A 25,821-nucleotide genomic window follows, 5' to 3' on the forward strand; every position below is an offset into this window, starting at 1 on the left:
ACGCGCTGTGCACTCGAGGTGCTGGACGCCGGCGACACCGCGTTGTGCAGCGCCGACGCCCTGATTTTAGGCTGACCGCCTCGGTCGGCGGAACCGGCCGGACGCAGACAGCTGATCTTCACCGGCCGGTCACCTGCGGCGTTCGTCGGAAGGTCCACGACGTGACGGTGGCAGATACACACGCATGGAACGTGGCGCTGCGCGGGAGGCCCTGCCAGTCAGTCCCGTACGCGGCGGATCCTCCGGGCCCCCGCCAGCGCGGCCACACCGCCGGCGAGCAGCACACCGGACGCGAGGCCGGCGGCGGCCGCCTGGTCCTCCTGCCCGGTGCGGGCCAGTTCGGAGGCTCCCGGGTCGCTGTCCTCGCCGGTGTCCGTCCCGGGGCCGGTGAGTTCCAGGTCCGTACCGCCGTCGGGGGCTCCCTCGACGATGTCGAAGGTGTAGTCGTCCGACTCCCCCACCCAGTCGCCGTCACCCTCCTCCGCCGCCGCCAGTCGCTGTACGACGGCCGCGTTGGCCGTGACCCGCACGGGCTCGGTGTCCGAGGTGAAGGCCATCCGGACCTGGACGGTGACGGTGTCCCCCGCCGGCACGGTGAAGCCGGGGAAGTCGTCGTCCTCGCCGCCGCCGAAGACGCCGATCTGTTCGTGCCGTTCCGTGGTCTCCCAGGCGACGCGGTGCCGGGTGTCCGGATCGGTCCGCTCGGAGAACTCCAGCTGGATCCGGGAGGGGGTGAGCGTGCGGTCCTCGTCGGTGAGCACCAGCACCGGGTGGATGGCCGCGCACCGCTCGGACGTGGTGTTGGTGAGGTCGAGGTACCAGGTCCCGTAACCGCCGCCGGAGGCGTAGGTGTCCGGGCCGCCGTGGATCCGGGTCTCGATCGGGAAGCGCTCGGCCTCCGGCTCACCGCAGGTGGGCGGCTGGTCGTCGGCGACGACGACGGCGGTGGGGGCCGCCGGTGCGGCACTTGCCTGGGTACCGGCGAGGAGGACGGCCGGTACGGCGAATCCGGCCGCCAGCCCGAACGTCCCGAGGGTGGAGAAGACACGGCTGTCGCGTGGCCGTACGGGGGGTTTGGGACCCATCGGAGAACACCCTTCGCTGCTCGCGAACGACCGGCGCGGAGGGCTGCCGGCTGCCGCGGACGACGCTGTCACGCGCGCGCGGGAGAGGCCACCGCCGACCGGTGGACACCGCCCGTTCGGTCGCAGGAATCCGCCCGATCAGCCCTGTTCGCCCCGTTCCTCGGCCTCGCCGGCCCGGCCGAAGAGCGGGGCGAGGACGAGCTGGGCGGCTCCCTCGGCGACGGGGCGGTCGCCGCCGCCGGCCACGGTGACGGGAACGGCGGTGGTGACGCCCTCCCGCCGGGCGCGCTCCTCGATGACGGCGCAGACCCCGCTCACATAGGCGTCCTCGTGGGCGGCGACGGTACGGCCGCCGAGGACGACCCGGTCGATGTCGAGCAGTCCGACGAGGTTGGCGGCGCCCGCCCCGAGGACTCGGGCCGCCTCGGCGATGTCGCCGCGGGCGGCGGCGGTGAGGCAGAGCGCCTCGATGCAGCCGCGCCCGCCGCAGTCGCACGGGGGGCCGTCCAGCTGGAGGGTCTGGTGGCCGAACTCTCCGGCGCCGGTACGGGCTCCGCGATGCACGGCCCCGCCGAGTACGAGCCCGGCGCCGAGGCCGGTGCCCAGGTGGAGATAGGCGAAGTCGGCCTCGGCGCGTTCGCGCAGTGCGAGGCCGAGGGCGGCGGCGTTGGTGTCCTTGTCGAGGACGACGGGCAGCCCGGTGCGTTCGGCGAGGGCGTCGCGCAGCGGGTAGCCGTCCCACTGGGGGAAGCCGGTGACCCGGTGCAGCACCCCGGCGCGGTGGTCCAGCGGCCCCGGCAGGGCGGCTCCCACGCCGAAGACCTGCCGGTCCTCGGCCCGGGGGGCGTCTGCCCGTACCGTCTGCACCGCGTGGGCGGCCGTGGCGAGGACCTCGGCGGCCGGCGCTCCGAGGTCGAGCGGGAAGGTCCGGGTCGCGATCGTGGTGCCGGCGAGGTCGGCCAGGACGGTGGTGAGCTCGTCGCGGTCCAGGTGGAGCCCGACGGCGTATCCGGCGTCCGGGACCAGTCGCAGGACGGTGCGGGGCTTGCCGCCCGTGGAGGCGAGCCGGCCCGCTTCGGCGGCGAGGCCCTCCGCGCGGAGTCTGGCGGTGATCTTGCTGACGGCCTGCGGGGTGAGTCCGGTGTGCTCGGCGAGTTCCAGCCGGCTGATGCCCCGCTCACCGGCCACGCGCAGCAGGTCGAGGACGAGCGACGCGTTGTGGTGGCGCAGGGCCGGCAGGTTCGCCCCGCCGCTCCTGCTGTTGCTCCTGTTCACCGCACCATTGTCTCCATCGCTTGCACTTTGGCAACAGCGTTGCTTAAGTGGTCGGCATGACTGCCAACGTTCCTCTCCGCGTCGGGCTCGTCGGCTACGGCCTGGCGGGTTCCGTCTTCCACGCCCCGCTGGTCTCCGCGACCGAGGGCCTCGTCCTCGACACGGTCGTCACGTCGAACGAGGAGCGGCAGGCGCAGGCCCGCGCCGAGTTCCCCGGCGTGCGCCTGGCGGCCTCGGCGGACGAGCTGTGGCCGCGTGCGGGCGAGCTGGACCTGATCGTGATCGCCTCGCCGAACAGGACCCATGTCCCGCTCGCGAGGACGGCGCTGGAGGCGGGGCTTCCGGTGGTCGTGGACAAGCCGCTCGCCGGTACGGCCACCGAGGCCCGCGAGCTGGCGGCGCTCGCCGCCGGGCGCGGACTGCTGCTCTCGGTGTTCCAGAACCGCCGCTGGGACAACGACTTCCTCACGCTGACCGGTCTGATCGAGGACGGCGAGCTCGGTGAGGTGCAGCGTTTCGAGTCCCGTTTCGAGCGGTGGCGTCCGCAGCTGAAGGGCGGCTGGCGCGAGTCGGGGGACCCGGAGGAGATCGGCGGGCTGCTGTACGACCTGGGCAGCCATGTCGTCGACCAGGCGCTCACCCTGTTCGGGCCCGCGGTGCAGGTGTACGCGGAGTCCGACGTGCGCCGCCCGGGTGCGGCGGCCGACGACGACACCTTCATCGCGATCACACACGTCGGCGGGGTGCGCTCACATCTGTACGTGAGCGCCACCACGGCGCAGCTCGGACCGCGTTTCCGGGTGCTCGGCTCGAAGGCGGGCTATGTGAAGTACGGCCTGGACCCGCAGGAGGCCGCCCTGCGCGAGGGCGCGCGTCCGGCGGCCGGTGTGCCGTGGGGCGAGGAGCCGGACCAGCTGTGGGGCCGGATCGGTTCCGGTGAGTCTCCGCAGACCGGCGGCGGCGACCCGGTGCGTACGCTCCCGGGTGACTACCCCGCGTACTACGCGGCCGTCGCCTCCGCCCTGCGCGGCGAGGGCGAGAACCCGGTGACGGCGCTGCAGGCCGCCGCCGCACTGGATGTCCTGGAGGCGGCGCGGCGTTCGGCCCGTGAGGGTGTGTCCGTGACCCTCCTTCCCCACCACGACGAGGAGCAGCACGCATGAGCACCGGCGCGCCGACCATCTCCGAGCTGATCGCGCAGGAGCGGCGGCTGACGCTGCCGCGTTTCGGCTACGACGACGCGTACGCGCTGGGCGGCCTGCTGGTCGCGCTGGCCCGTGAGCGGCACGCCCCCGTGGCGATCGACATCCGGCGGGGCGGCCAGCAGCTGTTCCATGCCGCGCTGCCGGGTTCGAGCGCGGACAACGACGCCTGGATCGAGCGGAAGCGGAAGGTGGTGGAGCGGTACGGCGAGAGCTCCTACCTGGTCGGTACGCGGTTCCGGGCGAAGGGCACCACGTTCGAGGAGTCCTCGCGACTGGACCTGGACACGTACGCGGCGCACGGCGGCTCGTTCCCGATCGCCGTGGAGGGCGCGGGCGTGATCGGCTCGGTCACCGTCTCGGGCCTGCCGCAGGCGGAGGACCACGCGCTGGTGGTGGAGGCGCTGGAGCAGTTCACGGCGCGCCCCCGGGACTGAGGGCGGTGCGGCCGCCGGGTGTCCCGGCGGCCGTGCCGCGTTCGTCTCAGGCGTCCTTGAGCTCCTGGCGCTGGCGTCCCAGTCCCTCGATCTCCAGCTCCACGACGTCCCCCGCGCGGAGGTAGGGCTTCGGCTCGGGCCGGCCCATGGCCACGCCCGCCGGGGTGCCGGTGTTGATGACGTCACCCGGGTAGAGCGTCATGAAGTGGCTCAGGTAGCGCACGACCTCGCCGACCGGGAAGATCTGCTCGGCCGTCGTGCCGTCCTGCTTCAGCTCCCCGTTGACCCACAGCCTCAGCGGCAGCGCCTGCGGGTCGGGCACCTCGTCGGTGGTGACGAGCCAGGGGCCCAGCGGGTTGAAGGTCTCGCAGTTCTTTCCCTTGTCCCAGGTGCCGCCGCGCTCGATCTGGAACTCCCGCTCGGAGACGTCGTGCGAGACGGCGTAGCCGGCGACGTGCCCGAGCGCCTCCTCGGCCGAGTCGAGGTAGCGGGCGGTGCGGCCGATGACGACGGCGAGTTCGACCTCCCAGTCGGTCTTCCGGCTGCGGCGCGGCACCAGCACCGTGTCCTCGGGGCCGACGACGGTGTCGGGGGCCTTGAAGAACAGGATCGGCTCCTCCGGGATCGCCGCCCCGGTCTCGGCGGCGTGGTCGTGGTAGTTCAGCCCGATGCACACGACCTTGCCGATCCGGCCGAGGGGCGGCCCGACCCGCAGTCCGTCCGCGTCGAGCGGAGGCAGGACGTCGGGCGTCTGGGCCGCTTCCCTCACCCGGGCCAGCGCCGAGGCGTCGGCGAGGAGCTCGCCGTCGATGTCGGTGACGAGGCCCGAAAGGTCACGCAAGATCCCGTTACGGTCCAGCAGTGCGGGGCGCTCCGAGCCCGCCGTACCCACGCGAAGAAGCTTCAACGGTCCATCTCCCCTTGGTCGAGATCGAGCCCGTCGATGGGTTGCGGCCAGCGAAAGGCTTGGCCGATCCTCCAAGACATCGGATCACTCCGCAAGACCCTGTTCACACACTGGACCCGTCGCCCTCTACACGGCGGGCGCGACGACGGCCTCGGTGGCCGGGGTCTCCCGGTAGAGGTAGGCACGCTCGAGCGCCGTCCAGGTGGTGCTGGTGACGATGTACAGCGCGGCGGCGAGCGGCACGAAGGCCACGGAGAAGAGCGTCAGGAAGGACATCAGCGGCATGACCTTCGTCATCGCGCCCATGCCGGGCACGGGCTGTCCGTCCGGGCCGGTGGCCGGTGTCATCGGGTTCGCCGCCATCTGCCGCTTGGTGCGGCCGTAGTTGAAGGTGGCGACGGCGGCGACGATCACGAAGAGCGCGAGGTAGACCAGCCCCTGCTCGCCGAAGGGGCCGCCGTCGGCGAGCGCGTTGTGCCAGCGTTCGCCGAGCGGGGCGCCGAAGAGTTCGTGACCGAGCAGCGAGTTGGGGTCGCCGCCGATCCTCTGGCTGGAGAAGAGGTGGTAGAGGAGGAAGAAGGCGGGCATCTGGAGCAGGCTCGGCAGGCAGCCGGAGAGGGGTGAGACCTTCTCCTTCGCGTGGAGCTCCATGAGCGCCTTCTGCATCCGGTCGGGGTTCTTGGCGTGCTTCTTGCGCAGTTCGGCGATCTGCGGCTGGAGCTTGGTGCGGGCCTTCTGCCCGCGCGCCGCCGCCCGTGACAGGGGGTGCACGGCGAGCCGTACGAGGGCGGTGAAGAGGACGATCGCGGCGGCGGTGGACGCGTGCTGGAAGAACGGCTGGAGCAGGTCGGCGAATGCGCCGACCAGGCTCGCGAAGGCGGACATGAATGCGGACATGGGTGAGCCCTCCGGGGGTCTCGTCGTGCCGGGGAGTGGGAACTCGGCAGGACGACCCGCGCAGAGGGTCGTGGAAGGTGCGCCCTCTACGCGGCCGTCAGGAGGGCGTGGCCGGGTGCTCGGGGCCTGGTGCGTCCCCGGGCGTCGGGGTCCCGTTGCGGGAGGAACGCGGTGCGCTTCTCGCGGTCGCGGATGGCGGTGCGCACTCTCGTACGGGGTACGGGGGCGGCGCAGCGGGCGCTGATGACGGAGCAGACGAGGAGCGCCGAGCCGGCGGCCGCGGTGGCGGCGAGCGCGACGGCGGCGGAGAGGCTGCCGCCTTCGGTGAGCAGGACCTCGGTGAGGAACAGGACGAGGAAGGCGGCGGGGCGGAAGAGGCGGGCGACCGCACGGCGTACACGGTTCATGTCGTCGTTCATCGGCCCTCCCCCTTCGCTTCGCGCGCGTACGTGTCCTTCAGCCGTTATACACGATCGGTGTCCAGCGGCTGAAGGAGCCGGCGGGGGCCGAGCAGCGCGCGGCTGACGGGGTCGTCGGGGTCGGGGTCGAGTCCGGGGCCGGGCCGCATCTCCACGTCCTCGAGCGGTACGCCGATGTGACCGCAGGCCGGGCACTGTCCGTACGCCCCCAGTTCGGTGCCGCACGTGGCGTGGAAGAAGAACCGCATGGGGAGCGTCCCCTCGATGTGCTCGCGGCCCCAGAGGCCGAGGGAGCGCAGGGTGGGCCAGAGCGCCTTGCCGCTGTCGGTGAGGACGTACTCGTCGCGCGGGGGTGACTCCTGGTAGCGCCGTCTGGTCAGGACGCCCGCCTCGGTGAGCGCCTGGAGGCGGGAGGCCAGGACGGCGCGCGGGATGCCGAGGTGGGTGAGGAAGTCGTTGTAGCGGCGTACGCCGTAGCAGGCGTCGCGCACGACGAGCAGGGTCCAGCGCTCGCCGATCACTTCGAGTGCGCGGGCGATCGAGCACTGCTGTGCCGCGTAGTCCTTGCCGAGAGCCATGGGCATCACTTTACTCCTTCGGTTCAGTGAATGAACCTACTCGTGCTAGCGTGACGCACCCAGTAGGTTCATTCACCGAACCTACGATGCGCCTGGGCCCAGGCGGGCCGATCCCCGGAGGGACGTCATGACCCAGCACCCCGTACAGACCGTCACGGCCCCGATACCCCCGCGGGCCCCGCGGGCCCGGCTGCCCCGGCTGCCCCGGCCGCACCGGCCGGGGGCGACCCTCGCCGTCACCAGCGCGGCCACCACCGTCGCGCTGATGAACTACACCGCGCCGATGGGGACGCTCCCCGCCCTCTCCGCCGCCTTCGCCACACCGCCCGCCGCCCAGGCCTGGCTGCTCAACGGAGCCCCGCTCGGCCTGGCCGTGCTGCTGCTGGTCGCGGGCAGCCTCGCCGACGACTTCGGCCGCCGCAGGCTCTTCCTCATCGGCACCTTCGGCCTCGGCGTCACAGCCGCACTCGGCGCCCTCGCCACGGACACCGTCACCTTCACCCTCGCCCGGGCCGGACAGGGCGCCGCGAGTGCGGCGATCCTGGCCACCAGCCTCGGGCTGCTGGTCGGCGCGTATCCCGTCGGCCACGCCCGGATCAAGGCGATGGGGGTGTGGGGAGCGTTCGTGAGCGCCGGGATCGCGCTCGGCCCGCTGCTCGCGGGTTCCCTCGGCTCCCTCGACTGGCGGCTGACGTATCTCGCCCTGGGCCTCGGCGCCCTCGTCACCGGGGCCTTCGCCTTCCGTGCGCTCACCGAGTCCCGCGCACCCCGCGCCGGCCGCCCCGACCTGGCCGGCGCCGCCGCGCTCGGCCTGGCGATGACCGCGTTGCTGACGGCCCTGACACTCGGCCGGGACGGCTGGCTGCGCGCTCCCGTCGGCCTGCTGCTGCTCGCGGCCCTGGCACTGACCGCGGTGTTCGCCGTGGTCGAGCGCCGGGCGGCGGCCCCGCTGATCGACCTGTCGCTGCTGCGCAGCCGCGCCTTCCTGGCATCGGCGGTGGGCGGCCTGTTCACCGGGCTCTCGGTGATCGGCCTGTTCAGCTATCTGCCGACCCTGCTCCAGCACGCGCTCTCGCTGTCGTCGCTCGACGCGGCCTGGCTGTTCCTCCTGTGGTCCGGTACGTCGTTCGTCGTGGCGCTGCAGTCCCGGCGGCTGACCGGCCGGGTCACGGCCAGGCACCAGCTGGCGGCCGGCTTCGTGCTCCACGCGGTGGCGGTCCTGCCGATGCTGGGGCTCCTGACCGGTGCCCCGGGCGGCGCGGACGCGGCGGTGTGGCTGCGCCTGGCCCCGGCGCTGGGCGTGGCCGGTGCGGGCAGCGGCCTGATCAACGCGGCGCTGCCCCGTCTCGCGGTCGAGTCCGTGCCGCCGGAGCGTGCGGCCATGGGGTCCGGCGCCAACAACACCGCCCGCTACCTCGGCTCCTCGGCCGGTGTGGCCGTGACGATCGCGGTGGCGACGACCCCGGCGGGCGCCGACGGGGCGGTGCTGCTGTCGGCCGCCATGGCACTCGCGGCCACGGTGGGCGTGCTGTTCCTGCGGGAGCGCTGAGTGTTCTCCCCGCCGTCCCCTGGCCTTCATGAGCACTCCGGTCCGCTCCCTCTCACCTTCCCCCCGACCCGCAGTACCGTGTGGTCCATGCGCCCCGACACGCCTGCCGACCACATCACCGAAGCCGAGCGCCTGCTGCGCACCGCGGCGCAGTACCCCGAGGACCACGAACCGCTGTTCCTCCAGGCCGCGGCCCATCTGGAGCTCGCCGGTGAGCGCGCCCGCGCGAGCACCCTCTACGACGAACTACTCGGCTCCACCGACATCACCATCGAGCGCCCGCACCTGGTCAAAGCGCTCAAAGCGGCCAATCTGTGGGAGTTCGGCCACGAGGCGGAGGCCCGCGCGATCATCGACGGCATCCGCGTCGCGGGCCCGCTCGACGCGGCATCGTGGGAGATCGCCGCGGAGACGCTCGAGGCGCACGACGAGCTGGAGGCCGCCCATGACTTCTTCTCGGCCGCGCTGACACTGCTCCTCACGCCGGGCGAGGAGGTCCCGTACGCCACCCAGTCGCTGCTGATCGGGCGGCACCGGGTGCGCAGGCTGCGGGGCACCGCCCATGACGCGTGGGACGAGCTGGCCGACACCCTGCACACGGCCGCCGTCCCCCTCGACGAGCTGCACGACCCGAAGCGTCTGTGGGCGCTCGGCTCCTCGGACCCGGGCGAGCTGCGGGCGGAGATCAACCGGATCCGCGCCGAACTGGGCACCTACCGCAGCGCGTTGTCCCGCCCGTTCCCGGTCGCGGTGCTGCTCTGGCCCGAGGACGAGCTGCGCGAACTCCTCACCGCCTACCCGGAGCTGGCTCAGGAGTACGTCTCGCACGAGGACCATCTGGCGCGCCTGGAAGCGGCGTTGCGGGATCTGCATGCCACGGGCACACCGAATCTCGGCATCGTGACGGGCACGGTCCCCTCCTACGAGGCGTTCGCCGCGTCGGAGGCCGCGTCACCGTCCGACCCCGACCTGCTCCCCCAGTACGCGACGACGCTGGCGGCCCGGGGCCGCGCCGTCCCGTGGCCCCCGGCGCGCAGCGCGTCGTGCTGGTGCGGCTCGGAGCGTGCGTACCGGGAGTGCCACGGAGCGGCCTGAGACCGCGCGCGGGCGGCCTGAGACCTCGCGGGCGGCCTGCCCTCACCTGCCCGCGAACACGTCCCGCAGATCCTTGTCGAGCCTCCCGGCGGCCTCGGCGGTGTCGGGCCTCTGCGCGGCCAGCAGCGCGTGCACATGGGTCTGCAGCACCTGTGTGAACGCGCCGTAGTACGGGGTGCGCGGCCGCTGCACCGCCTCGGTCAGCGCCGCGCCGAGGAGCCGGATGTACGCGGCACGCGCCTCCGGCCCCTGCCCCTGCGGCGCGCCCTCCCCCGTGGCGGCCGCCTTCGGCGCGTCCCCGGCGGGCCGGAGCGCGGCGGCGACACGGGGCCAGCAGGGCTTCGCGGTGCTGCCGTACACCGAGGCCCTGGTCGCCGCGAAGCCCGCGTCGAGCAGGCAGCGTTCGCTCTCCCGCGAGGTCAGGAAGGTGATGAGGGCGCGGGCGTTACCGGCGCGGGGCGAGTCGCCGGTGACCGAGGTGACGGCGAGGTTCTGCCCGCCGAGCACGGCCTTCCCCGGCAGCCGGTTCACGGCGTACTCCTCCGGGTCCATCAGGTCCTCCAGGGCCCCGTACGCGTACGGCCAGTGGCGCAGGAAGACGGCGCGGCCCTCGGCGAAGTCGGTGAGGGACTTCGTCTCGTGGGAACGGATCGCGGCGGGCTGGACGCGGCCCCGGCCGACCCGGTCGAGGAGCGTGTCCAGGCCCTTCTTCAGCTCTCCCTTGCTGGAGCTGTACGTCCCCTCGCTGTCGGTGAGTTCGACCCCGGCGTCGGCGAACGCCTCGACGGTGTTGACGGTCAGCCCCTCGTAGCGCTCGAGCTGTGAGGTCCAGCCCGACAGGTCCTCGCTGCGGACCGGGTTCAGCCCGAGGGTCTTGACGGAGGCGTAGAGCTGGTCCCACGTCCAGTTGGCGTTGGGCTGCTTGTCCACCGCGATGTCGGCCCGCGTCAGCAGGTCGGGCCGGTAGTAGAGGAGCCCCACGTCGGTGTTGAACGGCCGGGCGTAGGAGCGGTCCTTCCAGACGGTCGTGGCGTGGACCTGCCGGATGAAGTCGCGCTCGTCGTCGGCGGCGGTCCCGGTCTCCGCGACGGTCAGGGGGCTGATGAGTCCGGCCTCGGCGAACTCGGGGATCCAGGTGATGTCGAGGTTCACCACGTCGTAGCGTGCGCTGCCGGACTGGAGGGCGCCGAGCAGCTGGCTGCGCTGCTGGTCGGCGGCGCCGGGCAGCTCGACGAGCTTGGCCTGCTCGGCTTCCGACCCGGCGTGCAGACGGTTCCACTCCTCTATGAGCTGCTGGCGCACGCTGCCGGAGCCGGTGACGTCGAGCCCGCTGGCGACGACGATGGGCCCTTCGGCCGTCTGCTCGTCCTGGCCGGGCTGTCGCGTGCCCCCGGATCCTCCCGTACAGGCGGCGCAGAGGAGCGCGAGCAGACCGCCGAGGACGACGGCCGCCCTGGCCGGTCGAGGGCGAGGGCCGGTGTGCCGGTGCCCGTAGGTCATTCCGCGTCCCCCGTACCGGTCCTGGCGACCTCCGCCGCCAGTTCGACCGCGATGTCGTCGGCCGGGTCCAGGCAGCGTCCGCCGCTCGCGTCGGCGAGCCGGTCGCCGAACCGGCCGGGTGCGCAGGCCCCGTTCTGCAGTGACACCGTCACGATCCTCACGTGCGGCGACTGCGCCGCCTTCGCGACCAGTTCCCTCCGCTCGGCCTCCTTGACGGCCTCGAAGTCCTCGCCGTCGGTGACCAGGACGAGGAGCCGTGGCTGTTCCACCGCCGTGGGCTCGTCGCGCAGGGTGTCGAGCGCCTCCTTCACGCCCGGCGCGATGCGGGCGTCGAAGGCGGCGGTCCGCGCACCGGTGACGGCCTTCTGCGCCGCCCCGGCCCTGGTCTGCGGGCCGAACGGCACGAGGTCCGTGGCGGGTTCTCCGTCCTTCACGGCCGTCATCCACACCCCGTACGCGTCCTTGGCGCCCAGGGAGCGCATCGAGCGGGCCACGAGCTCCTTGGCGCCGCCGGTGCCGTCCCAGACCCGTTCGTCCGCCGTCGAGGTCGAGTTGTCGAGGAGGTAGAGCACCCGGCCGGGCCCGAGCGCTCCCCGGTAGCGGCTCAGGGTGTCGGTCAGTGACGCGGACACGTCGGTGCCCTCGCCGGTCGCCGGGATCTGTTCGCGTACGGCCGTGGTGTTGTCCTGGGACCGCAGCACCGAATCGGGGCCCGGTGGTGCCGGGCCGCTCGTGTCGACGCCCCGGAAACCGTCGTCGGTGAAGCACTTCCGCGCGTCCGGGTCCGTGACCAGCCAGTCGTAGAAGTCCTCGACGGCCGCCTTGCGCTCGTCGTCGTCCCGGTCGGCCCCGGCCCAGGTGACCCGGACGAAGGGCAGGTCGAGCATCGGCACGTCGGAGGGGTAGTGGGCCACCCGGTGCGCCAGCGCCTCCGTCGCGCAGTCGGGACGGCCGGCCTCGCCCGCCGACAGGTTGAACTGCGCCAGGGTCTGCTCCGGTACGAGCACCGCGGCCCGGTCCTCCAGGGGGTTGTGCGTACCGTCGGCCAGGACGCACATCAGTTCCCGCGCGGTGGAGGGCATGGGCCGCAGGACCTGCGCCATGCCCTGTTCGACCGTGGCCGCGCGCCCGGCACCGGAGGCGGCGTAGAGCGCGTCGGTGGCCAGCAGCGCGCCTTCGGTCCCCTCGGGGTCGGGGCGCAGGATGTCGACCTTCTGGCCCTTCTTGAGCCCGGAGATGATCGCGTCGAGGGGGTCGTCGGTCTGCAGGGACTGCGCCAGCGCCATGGTGTCCGGCACGCCGAGGACCATCGGTGTGTAGGCGACGGACCCCAGCCGGTCGAGGTCGACGACGCTCTTCGCCGCGTCCGCGCCGGACTCGCCGGCCCCTGTCGCGGGGGCGGTGCCGTTGCCGGTCGCGGCGGCGGTGCCGCCGCCCGCGCCTTCGGCCGTCGCCCGCTGCCACGCGCTGCCGGCCGCCGGGATCCAGATGTCCGGCTGTGCGCCTACGTCCCGTTGGGGCCGCAGGCAGTCGCCGGAGGGCGGGCAGTCGGCGGGCGGTTCCTGCCAGAGCGAGGAGGACCTGAGGGCCGCCACGGCGTCGGTGGCCTTGGCGTCGTACACATTGATGCCGACGGTCCGGCAGTCGGCGCTGTCCCGCTCGAGGTAGGTGTCGGCTGCCTTCTTCACGGTGGCCCGCAGATCAGGGTCGGTGAGCACACGCAGCTCCAGTGGCGAGGCGCAGTGACCGCCCGGCTCGGGCCCCAGGAAGTACCACGCCCCGGCCCCGGCGAGCGCGACAACACCCGCCAGGACGAGGCTCGTTGTCCGAGTCATGCGGCGGACCAGGGCAGGAAGCACGCGGCGCGGAAAGGCCGTCCACCGCTTCCGCCCCGTCGTGGGCACCGTCTGCGGGACGGCCTCCGGAGGTGGCGGTGGGGGCGGAGGAGACGGCGGCGGCCCGGAGTCCGCCGCGCGTGCGAGCACCACGTCGTCGCCGTGCCGCAGCTCGTCCGGGATCCACGGGTGCCCGTCGACCGCCTTGAGCGGAGCCATCGCCCGGCGGATCCCGGTGACGATCCGGGTGAAGGTGACCGGCTCCCCCTCTCCCGTGGTCAGCAGCCGGTGCAGGGCGGCCGTGAACTCCGTACCGGTGGCGGGGTCGCCGGGTGGGATCTCCACGCCCGGCTCCGCCGCGGTGAGCAGGGCGAAGTTCTGTCCGACGGCGGGGCTGAAGGACCAGAGGGCGTTGCCGGCGAAGCAGCAGTCCAGGATGACGACGACCCAGTCCGCGTCGGCGCGGCGCAGCTCCGGCATGATGTCGTCACGCCAGGACAGGGTGTCCACGAAGGGGTGGCGCCGGTCCCTGGTGACCCGGGAGTCGGTGAACATGAGGTTGAGGTCGCTGCCGTCGGTGCGCACGATGCCGTGCCCGGCGAAGTAGACGACCAGCAGCCCGGTCACCTCCTTGCGGGCAGCGGTCAGCACGGCACGCACCCGGAGCGGATCGACGGTGGTCGTCGGGCCGCCGTCCGTGGGGACGACGACGAGGTCCTCGGGGCCGAGCACCCCGGTGGTGCCGGCGGTCAGGGCCTCGCGCATGAGGCGGAGGTTCGTGGCGACGGCCGGAAGGTCGTTCCGGGTGCCCGTGTAGTGCTCGACCCCGATGAGGACGGCTCTGTGCCGCTTGGCTCTGTTCTCCTCGCCGCGCGCGTCGTACGGCGGCACGGCCGCTAGACCTCTCCGGGCTCGTCGCCGCCGCGCGTTCGGTCGTGCCCACCGGCCGGGGGCCCGGCCTCCGGGCCCCCGGGCCGGCCGGTTCCGGATTCGGGAGCAGGGCCGGTGCCGGTGTCGGGGTCGGGACCGGTGTCGGTGTCGGGGTCGGGGTCGGGACCGGTGTCACGGCTCAGGTCGGAGCCCGGCCCCTCGGGCGGCCCGTCGAGGGTCACGCGGGGCGTCTCCTCGGGGTCGGCGAAGCGGCGCCGGTTGCGCAGCCAGGTCTCCACGGAGCGCCACGCGTTCTCGGACACGCTGCGGGCCAGCTCGACGGAGACGACGAGGATGATGTCCTGGATCAGCTCCCCGCCCATCGCCTCGGTCTGGGTGAGCGAGTCCTCACGGGTCAGGACGAGTTCGTCCCGCGCCAGCGCGTCCTCGAGGACCGGAGCGTTCTTCAGCCAGGTGTTCAGGGCCTCGAGGTCGTCACGCCGGGTATGCGTCCCGATGAGGCTGATCCGTAACTCGACTCTCTCCTGCCCCTGTTGCCGTACCCGCGCGCCCGTGTCCGCCCCGTCCGCCATGCCCGCCCCCATCGGCCCGTCGGTCCCAGCCCCTCGCCCGCGCGGGGCTGCTCACTGAACACAGAATCATTGCACGGCAGTTGACGCACGACACCCGTCTGTTCAGCTCCGTCTGGAGGTTGTTGTGCGCCCCATCGGACACTTTCGCGCCACCCATCACTTCCACGCCCACCCATCACTTTCGCGCCCGCCGATCACTTTCGCGCCCGCCGGCAGTCAGAAGCCCTGAGAGACTCACGATCACCTCACGGTGCTCACCCTGAGGGATTCCACGGAGGGGACGCGGACATGACCGACGCGGTCAAGGGCCCGGCAAGCTATTTCCCGGCGATCGAGAAGAAGTACGGCCGCCCGGTCACGGAGTGGAAGGACCTGATCCGTTCCTCGCCCCTGACCACGCACATGCAGCTCGTCTCCTGGCTCAAGACCGAACACGGCCTTGGCCACGGCCACGCCAACGCCCTGGTCGCCCACACCCTCGCCGAGGACAAGTAGGTCCTCTCCTGGGCGGCGCGCCCAGGCGCCCCGCCCAGGGGAGCCGTCCTCAGCGGCCGTGCTCGGGAATCACCTGCTCCGACCAGACGGTCTTGCCCTCGGCGGCGTACCGGGTGCCCCACAGGGAGGCGAGCTGGGAAATGATGAAGAGGCCCCGCCCGCCCTCGTCCACCGCTCCGGCGTACTTCATGTACGGGGCGGTGGTGCTGCCGTCCCGGATCTCGCAGGTCAGGCCCCGGTCGAGGATGAGGCGCAGCTCCACCGGCGGACGGCCGTAGCGCACGGCGTTGGTCACCAGTTCGCTGACGATCAGCTCGGTCGCGTCGCCGGTGTCGCCTTCGAGGTGCCAGTCGGCCAGCCTCTTGGAGGTCAGGCGGCGCGCGGTCGCCGGGGCCGTCCTGTCGTAGGGGAGCTCCCAGGAGGCGTACCGGTCCTCGGGCATGGCGTGGGTCCGGGCCAGCAGCAGCGCGGCGCCCTGGAACTCGGCGGCGTCCGGCAGGGCGTAGGCGACCGCGTCGCAGAGTTCCCGCATCGGCCGGCCCGTCGGCCTGAGCGCCTGGCGCAGCGCACCCGAGGAGTGCTGGGCGTGGCCCCGCAGCACGTTGCTGTGGAGCGCGAGCAGGCTGCCCTCCCGGAGCGCGACGGAGACCTCGGCGACGGGGGCCCGGTCCGCGGCCCCCAGCGGCGGCCCCACGGGCAGGCCGACCACGAAGGCGTCACCGAACGGTTCGACGACGAGGGGGGCGGGATGGCCCGCGGAGGCCACCGTGCACGTCTCGGTGAACGGGTCGTACACGGCGTACGCGCAGGTCGCGGCCAGTGGTTCCAGGTGCAGCGGGTCACTCTTGGGCAGGTGGGCGCGTTCCTCGGCCAGCCGTGCCGCCGTGTCGTAGAGGCGGGCGAGCAGCTCGTCGGGCTCCAGGTCCAGCGCGGCGAGAGCGTGCACGACGGTGCGCAACTGCCCCATGGTGGTGGCCGCGTGGATGCCGCCCTCGGCCACTTCCCCGATGACGAGGGCGGTACGGGCCCCGGACAGGGCGATCGTGTCGAACCAGGTGCCGGCGCCTCCGCCGGGCAGCAGCAGGTGGTCCGTCTCGACGGCGGGCTGGGGAGAGGGGCTCTGCGGCAGCAGCCGGCGCTGGAGCGCGCTGGCGATGGTGTACTCGTGCACGTACCGCCGGGCGTTGTCGATGCCGAGGGCGACCCGGGACGCCATCGCCTCCACCACGGGGATGTCCGCCTCGGTGAACGGCTCGGAGTCACCGCACCGGTAGAGGCTCACCAGCCCGAGGACCGCCCCGCGCAGCGTCAGCGGCGCCACCAGCAGCGTGTGCGCCCCGATCTTCCGGATGGACCCCACACGCGCGGCGTCGGCGTCGGCCCACGGGGCGTCCTCCAGCGGGAGGACGCGGACCCGCAGGTCGTTGAGGGCCCGCTGGTAGGGGGTCCCGGAGGGCACCGCCCGTACGTCTCCGACCGGGTGGGCCGTCTGGTTGCCGCCCGCGTACGCGGCACGCCGCAGCGGGACGTCGGGGGCGAGCGGCCCGGGCTCGGGAGTCTCGCCGCGCAGGACCGCGTCGACGACCTCGACGACGCCGACGTCCACGTAACCCGGAACCAGCGCCTCCACCAGGTCACGGCAGGTGGCGTCGACGTCCAGGGTCTGGCCCACACTGTCGCGGACCGCCGCGAGCGCCGCGTCCCGGCCCCGGCGCCTGACCTGCTCGCTGACATCGACCACCGAGACGGCGGCCCCCAGGACCGTGCCCTCGTCCCCCTGCCGCGCCCCGTGCCCCTCCTGGAGCCGGAACGCCGTCAGGGCGAAGGTGCGCCGTATGCCGGGCACGTCGTCGGAGCGGGCGCGGAACGGCCGCTCGACCCCGGGCACACCGGTGCGCAGGACCTCCCGCACGAAGGCCTCCACCCGCTCGGGTTCCTCGAAGGCGCACACGTCACGGAACGGCCGTCCGCGCAACCGCTCGCTCTCGTCGGTTCCGGGGTCGGCGGAGGGGTCGCTGATCCGCAGGAGGCGGAGCTCCGGATCGAGCACGTGGACGCGTACGCGTGCCTGCGTGAACAGCACGTCCAGCAGCGCCGTGCTGACGACATCGCCGTCCGTACCGGGCCCGGCACCCCCGCCGGCCTCCCAGACGGCCCAACTCGCCCCCGCGAGGGGCTCCAGCCGCAGCCCCGCAGCCGCCTCACCGCCCCCGCGCACCTGCCGGCTGCTGTCGTTCGCCAGTACGTCCATCAGGCGCAGCCCCAGCGCGTCGGCGGTCGCGGGCCCGAAGCGCCGCTCGGCCGCCCGGCTCCACCCGGTGACCACCCCGGCGCCGTCCACGACCATCAAGGGCGCGTCAGCCATGAACCCAGCTCCTTCGCCCCCTCACGGGGCCCGGTACCGAGCCGCCGCACACGTGGACACGTACGCAACCAGCATCGGCCCCCGGTCCGCCGCCCGCTACCGGAGAGTCCGGGCGTTGTCAGCGGCGCCGCATAGCCTGCGGCCATGAACGACACGGACGCGTACGACCGCCGTTTTCCCGCCGCCCTGGCCGAGGTGGCGAAGGTGGACTTCTACGACGATCACTACCTCGTCGTCGACGAGGACGGGGACGAGGACCACTGTTTCGACTTCGAGCCGGACACGGACTTCAAGTCCGCCGAGTGGACGGCCGAGCTGTTCCGGAGCTGGACGGGGAACGCCGAGGCGGACGGCAAGGACTACCTCGTCTTCGGCCAGGACGGCGCGGGCGGCCGGGCCATGGTCTGGCGCACCCGCCCCGGCCGCCCCCTCACCGACCAGCCGGTCGTGTTCCTGGGCTCGGAGGGCGAGCGCGGCGTGGTGGCGGGCAGCCTCTCCGACTTCCTCTGGGTCCTCGCCGACGGCTACGGCCCGATGGAGGCCGCCCTGGCCCACACGTTCGAGTCCACCCCCGACGCTCCCCTGACCCGCATCGCCGAGCGCCACGCGACGACACCGCGCCGGACGGCGGCGGAGATCGTCACCGAGGCCCGGGCGGAGTTCCCCACCTTCGAGGAGGACATCGCCGCGCTGTGCCGGTGAGCCGGCGCGGCTCCGGTCCCCATCGCTCCCGAGCAGCGGTCATATACCAGCTGTCGGACGAATCCACCGGAGATTCCCCTATGTCTCACCTTTGCAATACGATCACATTCAACAACCAACTCCGGGCCGCTCACCCCCACACAGGCCCCGTTCCGTCTGTGCGAGGACACCCATGCCGCCCTACCAGCCGTCCTCGGACTGGCAGTACGAGATCCCCACGGCCGGCAGCAAGCGGCTGCCGCCCCACGCCCGTTACGTCGAATCACTGACGCACCAGGGGTACGGATTCGAGGCGGCGATAGCCGACCTCGTCGACAACTCCATCGACGCGGGTGCGCGCAACGTCGTCATCAGCTTTCTGCGGGACGAGGACCGTCTGGTCAGCCTCCTGGTCGTCGACGACGGCCGGGGCATGAACGACGAGACGCTCGACACCGCGATGACCGTGGGCGGCCGGCAGGAGTACGGGGAGAACTCGCTCGGCCACTTCGGCGCGGGCCTCAAGGCCGCGTCCCTCTCGCACGCCGATTCGCTCACGGTGATCAGCCGCACCAAGCGCAGCCCGTCCACCGGCCGCCGGTGGCTGACGTCCCGCGCCCAGGCCGACTTCACCTGCGACATCGTGGACCCCGGCTACTGCCAGGACCTCGTCGACCGTTACGACGGACTGATCGAGTGGCACGGCACCGTCGTCCGCTGGGACAAGGTCCGGGCGTTCGACACCGTCACCGCCGGCCAGGCCGACCGCTATCTCGACGACGCGATCGAGAAGCTGGAGACCCACCTCGGCCTCCACCTGCACCGCTTCCTGGCCGACGGCGCCTTCAACGTCGACATCGTCGTCGAGGACGTCACGACCAAGGAGGAGCTCGATCACCGCGGCGTGGAACCGATCGACCCGTTCGGCTACCGCATCCCCGGCCGGGCCGGCTACCCGCGTACGTACACCGCTGCCGTCGAGGGCGTCGGCGACGTGGCTCTGACCGCGCACATCTGGCAGCCGAAGTCCCCGCTGGTCAGCTTCCGCGGGATCGGACCGCTCGCTGAGCGGCAGGGCTTCTACATCTACCGCAACAACCGGCTGGTGCAGGCCGGTGGCTGGAACAGCACCCGCAGCGCCGAGGGGCACCTCGTACTGGCCCGTATCGCGATCGACCTTCCGGCCGAGACGAACGACGTCTTCAGCCTCACGGTCAAGAAGGACGGGGTGACGGTCACCCCGGCCTTCGCCCGAGGGCTCGAAGAGGCAACGGACGCGGCAGGCCACACCTTCTCGGAGTACGTCCAGGAGGCGCAGACGACGTACCGGGAGGCCGCCAGGCGCGCGTCCGAGCCGCAGCGCAAGGCGGTGATCCCGGCGGGCAAGGGGCTCGACCCCCGGCTGAAGCGCACGCTCCGGGACGAACTGCCGGAACTGGAGGGTGAGGACCCGGTGGCCTTCCGCTGGGAGTCGCTGCCGTCGGACGTGTTCTTCGAACTCGACCGGGAGGAGCGGGAGATCAGGCTCAACAAGGAGTACCGGCAGGCCTTCAACGGCGGCAGGCGCGGTGGTCTGAACGACGCCCCAGTGGTGAAGAGCATGCTCTACCTGATGGTGAACGAGATCTTCCAGAAGGAGCGGGTCCGGGCGGTCCACACGGACAACGTCGCTCTGTGGAACAGCGTCCTGGTGTCAGCGGCCCGCTGCGAACTGGCCCGCTGACAGCCCTTCCCCGCCCCACCCCACCGCTCCTCGCAGGAAGCCGCATCCGTTATGACCGACCACCTGTTCAACCTCCACGGCGACGTCCTGGCGGCCATGCGCCGGGGCCCCAAGGCGTTCTCCAAACTGGCCTTCGCGCTGTCCGACGCCGACGAACCGGCCGACATCCACGTGGGTCACTTCCGCGACCGGATCGTCGGTGCCGGCCACGGGGACGAACTCACCGCACTCTGGCACCGCACCCTGACCGCCTGGGACCTCGCCGAGCAGGTGGACTGGTCCTCCTCCCCGGCCCGCACCGACGCCCGGCGCACCGACATCTACAACCGCCTCGGGTTCGGCGCCGATCTCCGTAAGGCGCTCGACGAGGCGGTCCCGGTCTTCAAGGAGCCGGGCGCGACGGTCATCAGCAGGGAGTTCACGTCCTGGTACTCCAGGGACACGGCGGCAGCCCGCGCCTTCTACTGGAACTCCTACGAACAGACGCTGCGCCGCAAGGGCTGGTCGGACGCGGCCGTCTCGAGCCTGGACGAGGCGAGCCACGCCGTGGTCGAGCGCCTGTCCGACCCCACACGCACCGAGGCCTACGGTGCGCGCGGCCTGGTCGTCGGCTACGTGCAGTCGGGCAAGACCGCCAACTTCACGGGCGTCACAGCCAAGGCGGTCGACGCGGGCTACCGCCTGGTCATCGTCCTCGGCGGCACCCTGAACCTTCTCCGCGGCCAGACCCAGCGCCGCCTGGACATGGAGCTGATAGGCCGGGAGAACATCCTGCGCGGAGCCGACCCGGCGGACACGGACGCGCTGGTCGGCGTCGACTACCAGGACGACGAGGACTGGCCGGCGAAGTTCGTGAGCCACGGCGGCCGCCCGTCCACACTGGGCTCCTTCGACATCGAGCGCCTCACGACGCGCGACAACGACTACAAGAGCCTGGAAACCGGCATCCGAGCCCTCGAGTTCGACAAGCAGGACCGTACGCAACCCCTGTACGTCCCGGACAACCTGCATCACGCCGCGGCACGCGTGATGGTCGTGAAGAAGAACTCGCCGGTCCTGACCAAGCTGATCAAGGACCTGAAGAAGATCGGTCCGATCCTCTCCGAGATCCCGGCGCTCATCATCGACGACGAGTCCGACCAGGCGTCGGTGAACACGACGGACCCGAAGAAGTGGGAGGACGGCAAGGTCGTCCGCAAGGCCATCAACGGCCAGATCACGCAGCTGCTCGCTCTTCTCCCGCGCGCGCAGTACGTCGGCTACACAGCGACGCCCTTCGCCAACGTCTTCGTCGACCCGGGCGACGAGGAAGACATCTTCCCCAGGGACTTCCTGATCTCGCTGCCCCGCCCGACCGGTTACATGGGCGTACAGGACTTCCACGACCTGGAGTCCGAGGGCACCGCCGAGGAGACGCACGTACGCGGCATCCACGACGACACAGGCGACCGCCTCCAGGATGCCCTGGACGCCTTCGTCCTCACCGGCGCGCTGAAGCTGTACCGCGCGGCCCACGGCGTTCCCGAAGGCCCGTTCCGCCACCACACGATGCTCGTCCACGAGTCCGTACGGCAGCGCGAGCACGCGGTCCTCGCCCTACGCATCAACTCGATGTGGCACCGGTCGGCATACACCGGCCAGGAAGGGCACGCCCGCCTCGCCGCCCTCCTCGCCGACGACTTCCAGCGCTTCGCGGACGAAGACCTGCCCACGCCCATGTCGTACGACGACCTGAAGCCGTTCGTCTCACGGGCCCGCCAACTCATCAACTCGGGCGGCGAGCCCGTGATCATCGTCAACGGTGACACCGAGCGCGACTACGAACAGCCCGAGCTCGACTTCGACCGTACGCCGCACGTGTGGAAGATCCTGGTCGGCGGCACCAAACTCTCCCGCGGCTTCACGATCGAGGGCCTCACCGTCACGTACTACCGCCGCACCACCCAGCAGTCCGACACCCTCATGCAGATGGGCCGCTGGTTCGGCTTCCGCCCCGGCTACCGCGACCTGGTCCGCCTGTTCATCGGCCGCCAGGAGCCGCTGGGCAAGAAGAAGACGGTCGACCTGTACGAAGCCTTCGAGGCGATCTGCCGCGACGAGGAGATGTTCCGCGCCCAGCTCAGCCGGTACGCGACTCTGGTGGACGGCAAGCCACAGGTCACGCCGGCGCAGATCCCGCCGCTGGTGTCGCAGCACCTGTCCTGGCTGAAGCCGGCGGCCCGAAACAAGATGTTCAACGCGGAGCTGGTGGAGATCCGGTCACCTGGGCATCCCATCGAGCCCGCGGCCTATCCAACGGATGCACTCGCGACCCGCCGGAACACCGAACGCTGGCGACTTCTGCTGGACTCCTTCCGAACAGGTCCCGTCACGGTCACCAATCCGCCGGACAAGCGGAGCCCGCTGTCCCGGAGCTTCCCCGCGCTCACCTGTAGCGTTCCCCACTCTGAGCTCATGAGCATTATGGGCCGGCTGGAATGGGAACGCCCAGAGCTATTCCGACCTCACCTCGTTTACCTGTCTCAGCTCGACGGCAAGCTTGCAAAGGTAGATGACTGGCTGGTAATCGCCCCACAGTTGTCACGGTCTGACCGTGTCGAGGCGAGCATCCTCGGCTCACCTCCTCTCTCGCTCGTGCGGCGCAGCCGCCAGGCCGGAAAGGCGGCTTTCAGTCGTATCGCTGGCGTGGAACACCGGAGTGCAGCGCTGCATCTGATCAACCGAACCGCTGCTACCAGCCTGCCTGTGGGACCAACTACAGGAGTCATCCTGCTGTATCCAGTCGTGGAGGGGAAGAGCGACGCTGACATTCACGCCGCGGCCCCTGACGGCATCGCAGAACCGTCGGCGGTCACAATCGCTTTCACTTTGGTCCCGCCGAAGTCCGCAAACAACTCGTCGAACCGACTGCTCAGGTTCCAGGCGAAGGACTCCCAGCGCGCTACCGACTCCGTCGTACCCACGGGTTCGCCGTGACAGATACTCAATCACTGTCGCAGTCCAGAACAGAAACAACATTCCCCCGTTGAAAAGAGGCCAGAGTGACACTGTTTGACCTTCCAGGGCCGGCACGGGGCGTCTGGGACGACCCTGAGCTCATGCTGGTCTACCAACACCTCAAGAAGCTCGATCCGGATGGCGCACGCTTCTCGCAAGTACTGCGCGACACCATCGACCAGCTCCTCAACGGTGAAGCTACAGGCAGGTACGACTGGAAGACCCTGTTCAAGACCGAGAAGACGCATGCCGGCACACTCGTCGAGATCAACCTGCAGCGCGAATTCGAGTTCGACGACGGAATCGATATGGACTACCGCATAGAGGGTATCGACGTCGACTGCAAGTACTCCCAAACATTCGGCGCCTGGATGATCCCACCAGAGGCAGAAGGGCATTTATGCTTGCTCGTCTGGGCTGACGACTACGAGAGTCGCTGGAGTGCTGGGCTGCTACGCATAGAACGTGCGTGGCTCAACGGCGGAACAAACAGAGATATGAAGTTCACAGTCAAGGCGGAGCACCGCAGCAAGATCACCTGGCTTTGGAAGGATGCGACGCTCCCAGAGAACATCCTCCTGCATCTCGATGATGCGACGCGAGAACGCATCCTGATCCCAGGAAAGCAGAAGGGCCAAGCCCGCGTTCGCGAACTATTCCGTTCCGTGCACGGAAAACGAATTGGGCGCGGCGTAGTTCGCACTGCTGCTCAGCAACTCGACTACATGGCACGTGTCCGCGAGGGAGACAAAGGGCGCGCGCGTCCGGCGCTGCGCCCAGAGGGAATCATCATCCTCGGTGACTACCAGTCCCACCAAGCAGTAGCCCGCGCCCTCGGAGGACCCACCCCAAGGGAAGGCGAGTTCGTTGCATATCGCGTCGTTCGCGCCACGCCTGAACACGGCGATCGCCCGCAGGCCGAAATCGACGGAGTTTACTGGGTAGTGGCGAAACCAGACGAGACTGGCGGCGTAGCACCGCGGCTCCCAGAGGCCCAAGTCGGCCGAGGAGGCCACTGAAGCGATCAGCAGATACCCGCAGTAGACGAGCACAACCGCGGGAGGACACCGTTTTCCGGCACCTCCCGCAGCGGCGTCGGTCAACGCTCATACAGCACGCCTCCCCTGAACGAGCGCCGACCGGTACCCCGCCCGGAACGCATCAGGGCGCAGACTCCGGAGGCATACTGTCGGAACTCCCGCTGCGCACGACGGTCACTGTCACCGATTCAATGGTGGACCAGGAAGCGCCGTCCTCGTACACCGCAGGGGCCGCGGAACGCTTCCTCTCAACACGGGTTGTGATCTCAGACCAACTGGTCCACTGGTCATCGGCACTGTCCATGGGGTTCTCTCCGCTTCGCTGAAGGGGCAGGTGTACGTACATGAGTGCACCGCAGGGACGACACCTCGTGCCAAACGACGGGGGTGTTGCGGGATTCAGATCGTGGACGCGCCGATCGCGGCTATGCGCGGTGGCGGGTATCCGCTGCGGAGCCTGCCGACGGAAGCGCTGCTCGCATGACCAACTCGGCGTATACGGTGAGTTCTCGGCCCATCAGCGTAAGAGCAAGATCTATCGCCTCGGCCTGAACACGCTCGCGTCCCCCCAGAATGACGGCCTCAGCGAGATCCACCCTGCCCATGTCGTGCAGCTCGGCCACAATTGCGCTGATCTCGCCGGGCGCCATGGCCTTGCTAACGGACCACGCGATGCCGAGCAGTGTCCGGCGCTCGCCAGCGGCTTCTGCAGCAACAAGTGCACCAATCGTCTGGGCGGCCGCACTGTTCGGGGCGTTACGCCGGTCCCGTGCCGGAAGTGCCGGACGAATCCTGCCGGGCACAGCAGGAGCGGGCATCCTGTCGTCCACACGAGGCACTGAAACAGAGCTGGACACGCGCACTGCCGCAGTCACATCTCGACTCCTCCGCGCAGCGGAGCGGCGGAGCCGCTCAAGCTCGGAGAGCGTGACAGTAGCCTTCTGCGGTTCTATGACCCCGCAGAGCGCCTGGTACATCTCCTTCAGCCTGACCTGCCCTGGCACCCGGCGGCCGCTCCAATAGCAGGACAGACTGCTCAGAGGTATATCCAGGAAGCTGGCGCGAGCCCCCTGTATCGAGTAGGGACTACTTCTGAGCAGATGGCGGAGGCGGTCGACGAACGCTATGCGGTCGGCGTCACATCCCTTCCAGTAGTGCTCATTGACATGGCCGGCGGCAGCCATGGGCCCCCCTCGCATGGGTCGTGTTGAGTAGCATCCAGTCTTTCCTGGATTAGCGTCAGCGCAACCCGGAACGAACCCTTCCGCACGTCAACTTGTTTGCAGTTGCTCGAACATGAGAGTCGGATGTTTGCACTTAGGCTCCGACCTCGGCAGACGTGTTTGCGTTCACCCGCAAAGACCCGAAGAGACTTGCCCTGACACCTTGTGTGCGCGTCCAATGGGGGATGTGGGGCACCGTCTGCCATGGCTGTAATTGCCGCGTCAGATCACGCCCCCGGAAATCACTCCTGGACACGAAGGGCAAATGGTGACGTCTCAGGATATTCCCCCATGGCAGGATCCGGGCCGCGGGACGATGGTCCGGTGCGCACTCTGGCTCGTCACAGAGGTAGGCATGGGCGAGGTGTTCACGAAGGCCGAACTCCGCGACGCTTTTCCCGAAACGTCGCAGATTGACCGCAGGATGCGGGACCTCCGGGATCGCGGATGGAAAATCGCCACAAATAGGGACGATCCCACGCTCGCGTCAAGTGAGCACCGCTTCATCGCTATTGGAGCCGAGGTCTGGAAGCCGGGCCAGTCGAAGGCCAAGACGCCGGCCACCAGCATCACGGCGACGCAGCGACGTGAGATCTTCGAGGCGGATGAGTACCTGTGCCGCATCTGCGGCATCGCGGCCGGCGAGGTGTACGAGGGTGGCGTGGAGACGGCGCAGCTCGACGTCGCACGGCGGGAGGTCATCAAGCCGGACGCGAAGGTGGTGACTGAGATGATCACCGAATGCCGACGCTGCAGGATCGGTGGCCGCGGCGGCCAAGCGGACCTGGCAGGAATCCTCGGCCGCTTGGGGCAGATGAGCCAGATCGAGCGGGATCATTTTTCCCAGTGGCTGGCGATGGACCGCCGGGACTTCAGCATGATGGAACGCCTCTGGGGTGAGTACCGGACCCTGCCTGCCGAGTCCCGGATGGCAGTCCGGGAAGCCGTCGGGCCGGCGTAGCACTAGTGTCGCGTGCTTGAAGTCTATTTACGCTTGATCTTGTCGAGGATCTGGTCGGCGGTCTTGGTCCAGGTGAACGGCTTGCAGCGGGTGT

Annotated in this window: 21 protein-coding genes; 10 read left to right on the forward strand and 11 right to left on the reverse strand. The window is 70.7% G+C overall.

The window, feature by feature from the left end; translation table 11 throughout:
• Window positions 1-218: 218 nt before the first annotated feature.
• Both ACFYQ5_RS09195 and ACFYQ5_RS09200 read right to left on the reverse strand, forming a co-directional pair.
• Entirely contained in the window at window positions 219-1,085 is an 867-nt protein-coding gene (locus ACFYQ5_RS09195; protein WP_389195282.1) for a hypothetical protein, read from the reverse strand.
• 138 nt (window positions 1,086-1,223) lie between these two features.
• Complete coding sequence (locus ACFYQ5_RS09200; protein ID WP_389195285.1) at window positions 1,224-2,360, reverse strand: ROK family protein; 1,137 nt, start codon at window positions 2,358-2,360, stop codon at window positions 1,224-1,226.
• Window positions 2,361-2,416: 56 nt separating this feature from the next.
• Between ACFYQ5_RS09200 and ACFYQ5_RS09205 the strand changes: the two genes are divergently transcribed.
• Window positions 2,417-3,523 (forward strand): Gfo/Idh/MocA family oxidoreductase, encoded by a 1,107-nt coding sequence (locus ACFYQ5_RS09205; protein WP_389195288.1) that lies wholly within the window; start codon window positions 2,417-2,419, stop codon window positions 3,521-3,523.
• A complete protein-coding gene (locus ACFYQ5_RS09210; protein WP_389195291.1) occupies window positions 3,520-3,999 on the forward strand; it encodes a heme-degrading domain-containing protein in 480 nt (159 codons plus the stop codon). Before ACFYQ5_RS09205 ends, ACFYQ5_RS09210 begins: the two co-directional genes overlap by 4 nt.
• 46 nt (window positions 4,000-4,045) lie before the next feature.
• Here ACFYQ5_RS09210 and ACFYQ5_RS09215 read toward each other — a convergent pair whose 3' ends face one another.
• The 4 genes from ACFYQ5_RS09215 to ACFYQ5_RS09230 form a co-directional block, all read right to left on the reverse strand.
• Window positions 4,046-4,906 carry a fumarylacetoacetate hydrolase family protein gene (locus tag ACFYQ5_RS09215; protein ID WP_389195294.1) on the reverse strand — a complete coding sequence of 287 codons (861 nt, stop codon included), beginning with the start codon at window positions 4,904-4,906 and terminating at the stop codon, window positions 4,046-4,048.
• A gap of 126 nt (window positions 4,907-5,032) precedes the next feature.
• Window positions 5,033-5,803, reverse strand: a complete 771-nt coding sequence (locus ACFYQ5_RS09220; RefSeq protein WP_389195297.1) for a YidC/Oxa1 family membrane protein insertase — start codon at window positions 5,801-5,803, stop codon at window positions 5,033-5,035.
• A gap of 86 nt (window positions 5,804-5,889) precedes the next feature.
• Window positions 5,890-6,222 carry a DUF6412 domain-containing protein gene (locus ACFYQ5_RS09225; RefSeq protein ID WP_389195300.1) on the reverse strand — a complete coding sequence of 111 codons (333 nt, stop codon included), beginning with the start codon at window positions 6,220-6,222 and terminating at the stop codon, window positions 5,890-5,892.
• 44 nt (window positions 6,223-6,266) lie between these two features.
• Window positions 6,267-6,800, reverse strand: a complete 534-nt coding sequence (locus ACFYQ5_RS09230; protein WP_389195303.1) for a winged helix-turn-helix transcriptional regulator — start codon at window positions 6,798-6,800, stop codon at window positions 6,267-6,269.
• A gap of 127 nt (window positions 6,801-6,927) precedes the next feature.
• Here ACFYQ5_RS09230 and ACFYQ5_RS09235 point away from each other — a divergent pair, with 127 nt between their 5' ends.
• Both ACFYQ5_RS09235 and ACFYQ5_RS09240 read left to right on the forward strand, forming a co-directional pair.
• Window positions 6,928-8,349 (forward strand): MFS transporter, encoded by a 1,422-nt coding sequence (locus ACFYQ5_RS09235; protein ID WP_389195306.1) that lies wholly within the window; start codon window positions 6,928-6,930, stop codon window positions 8,347-8,349.
• 87 nt (window positions 8,350-8,436) lie between these two features.
• Window positions 8,437-9,444: an SEC-C domain-containing protein gene (locus tag ACFYQ5_RS09240; RefSeq protein WP_389195309.1), complete on the forward strand. Its 1,008-nt coding sequence runs from the start codon at window positions 8,437-8,439 to the stop codon at window positions 9,442-9,444.
• 42 nt (window positions 9,445-9,486) lie between these two features.
• On the opposite strand, the gene ACFYQ5_RS09245 is transcribed toward ACFYQ5_RS09240, so the two are convergent.
• Genes ACFYQ5_RS09245 through ACFYQ5_RS09255 form a run of 3 tightly spaced genes read right to left on the reverse strand, consistent with a single transcriptional unit; the run spans window position 9,487 to window position 14,242 of the window.
• A complete protein-coding gene (locus ACFYQ5_RS09245; RefSeq protein WP_389195311.1) occupies window positions 9,487-10,944 on the reverse strand; it encodes an extracellular solute-binding protein in 1,458 nt (485 codons plus the stop codon).
• Window positions 10,941-13,670 carry a substrate-binding domain-containing protein gene (locus ACFYQ5_RS09250; protein WP_389195314.1) on the reverse strand — a complete coding sequence of 910 codons (2,730 nt, stop codon included), beginning with the start codon at window positions 13,668-13,670 and terminating at the stop codon, window positions 10,941-10,943. Before ACFYQ5_RS09250 ends, ACFYQ5_RS09245 begins: the two co-directional genes overlap by 4 nt.
• A 5-nt stretch (window positions 13,671-13,675) precedes the next feature.
• Window positions 13,676-14,242 carry a hypothetical protein gene (locus ACFYQ5_RS09255; RefSeq protein ID WP_389195316.1) on the reverse strand — a complete coding sequence of 189 codons (567 nt, stop codon included), beginning with the start codon at window positions 14,240-14,242 and terminating at the stop codon, window positions 13,676-13,678.
• Window positions 14,243-14,530: 288 nt separating this feature from the next.
• Here ACFYQ5_RS09255 and ACFYQ5_RS09260 point away from each other — a divergent pair, with 288 nt between their 5' ends.
• Entirely contained in the window at window positions 14,531-14,737 is a 207-nt protein-coding gene (locus tag ACFYQ5_RS09260; protein ID WP_389195319.1) for a DUF4287 domain-containing protein, read from the forward strand.
• Window positions 14,738-14,786: 49 nt separating this feature from the next.
• Here ACFYQ5_RS09260 and ACFYQ5_RS09265 read toward each other — a convergent pair whose 3' ends face one another.
• Entirely contained in the window at window positions 14,787-17,102 is a 2,316-nt protein-coding gene (locus ACFYQ5_RS09265; RefSeq protein WP_389195322.1) for a SpoIIE family protein phosphatase, read from the reverse strand.
• Window positions 17,103-17,246: 144 nt separating this feature from the next.
• Between ACFYQ5_RS09265 and ACFYQ5_RS09270 the strand changes: the two genes are divergently transcribed.
• The 4 genes from ACFYQ5_RS09270 to ACFYQ5_RS09285 all read left to right on the forward strand — a co-directional run bounded on the left by ACFYQ5_RS09270 (window position 17,247) and on the right by ACFYQ5_RS09285 (window position 23,522).
• Window positions 17,247-17,804: an SMI1/KNR4 family protein gene (locus ACFYQ5_RS09270; RefSeq protein ID WP_389195325.1), complete on the forward strand. Its 558-nt coding sequence runs from the start codon at window positions 17,247-17,249 to the stop codon at window positions 17,802-17,804.
• Window positions 17,805-17,976: 172 nt separating this feature from the next.
• Window positions 17,977-19,506, forward strand: a complete 1,530-nt coding sequence (locus tag ACFYQ5_RS09275) for an ATP-binding protein (protein WP_389195328.1) — start codon at window positions 17,977-17,979, stop codon at window positions 19,504-19,506.
• Between the two features lie 51 nt (window positions 19,507-19,557).
• A complete protein-coding gene (locus ACFYQ5_RS09280; protein WP_389195331.1) occupies window positions 19,558-22,482 on the forward strand; it encodes a Z1 domain-containing protein in 2,925 nt (974 codons plus the stop codon).
• Between the two features lie 122 nt (window positions 22,483-22,604).
• Complete coding sequence (locus tag ACFYQ5_RS09285) at window positions 22,605-23,522, forward strand: NaeI family type II restriction endonuclease (protein WP_389195334.1); 918 nt, start codon at window positions 22,605-22,607, stop codon at window positions 23,520-23,522.
• A 446-nt stretch (window positions 23,523-23,968) separates the two neighbouring features.
• Here ACFYQ5_RS09285 and ACFYQ5_RS09290 read toward each other — a convergent pair whose 3' ends face one another.
• Window positions 23,969-24,727, reverse strand: coding sequence for a hypothetical protein (locus ACFYQ5_RS09290; RefSeq protein ID WP_389195336.1), 759 nt, complete (start codon window positions 24,725-24,727; stop codon window positions 23,969-23,971).
• 394 nt (window positions 24,728-25,121) lie between these two features.
• On the opposite strand from ACFYQ5_RS09290, the gene ACFYQ5_RS09295 reads away from it, so the two are divergent.
• Window positions 25,122-25,727 (forward strand): hypothetical protein, encoded by a 606-nt coding sequence (locus ACFYQ5_RS09295; RefSeq protein WP_389195339.1) that lies wholly within the window; start codon window positions 25,122-25,124, stop codon window positions 25,725-25,727.
• The last annotated feature ends 94 nt before the right edge of the window (window positions 25,728-25,821 follow it).

Source organism: Streptomyces sp. NPDC005794, from assembly GCF_042871445.1.
Lineage (GTDB): Bacteria > Actinomycetota > Actinomycetes > Streptomycetales > Streptomycetaceae > Streptomyces.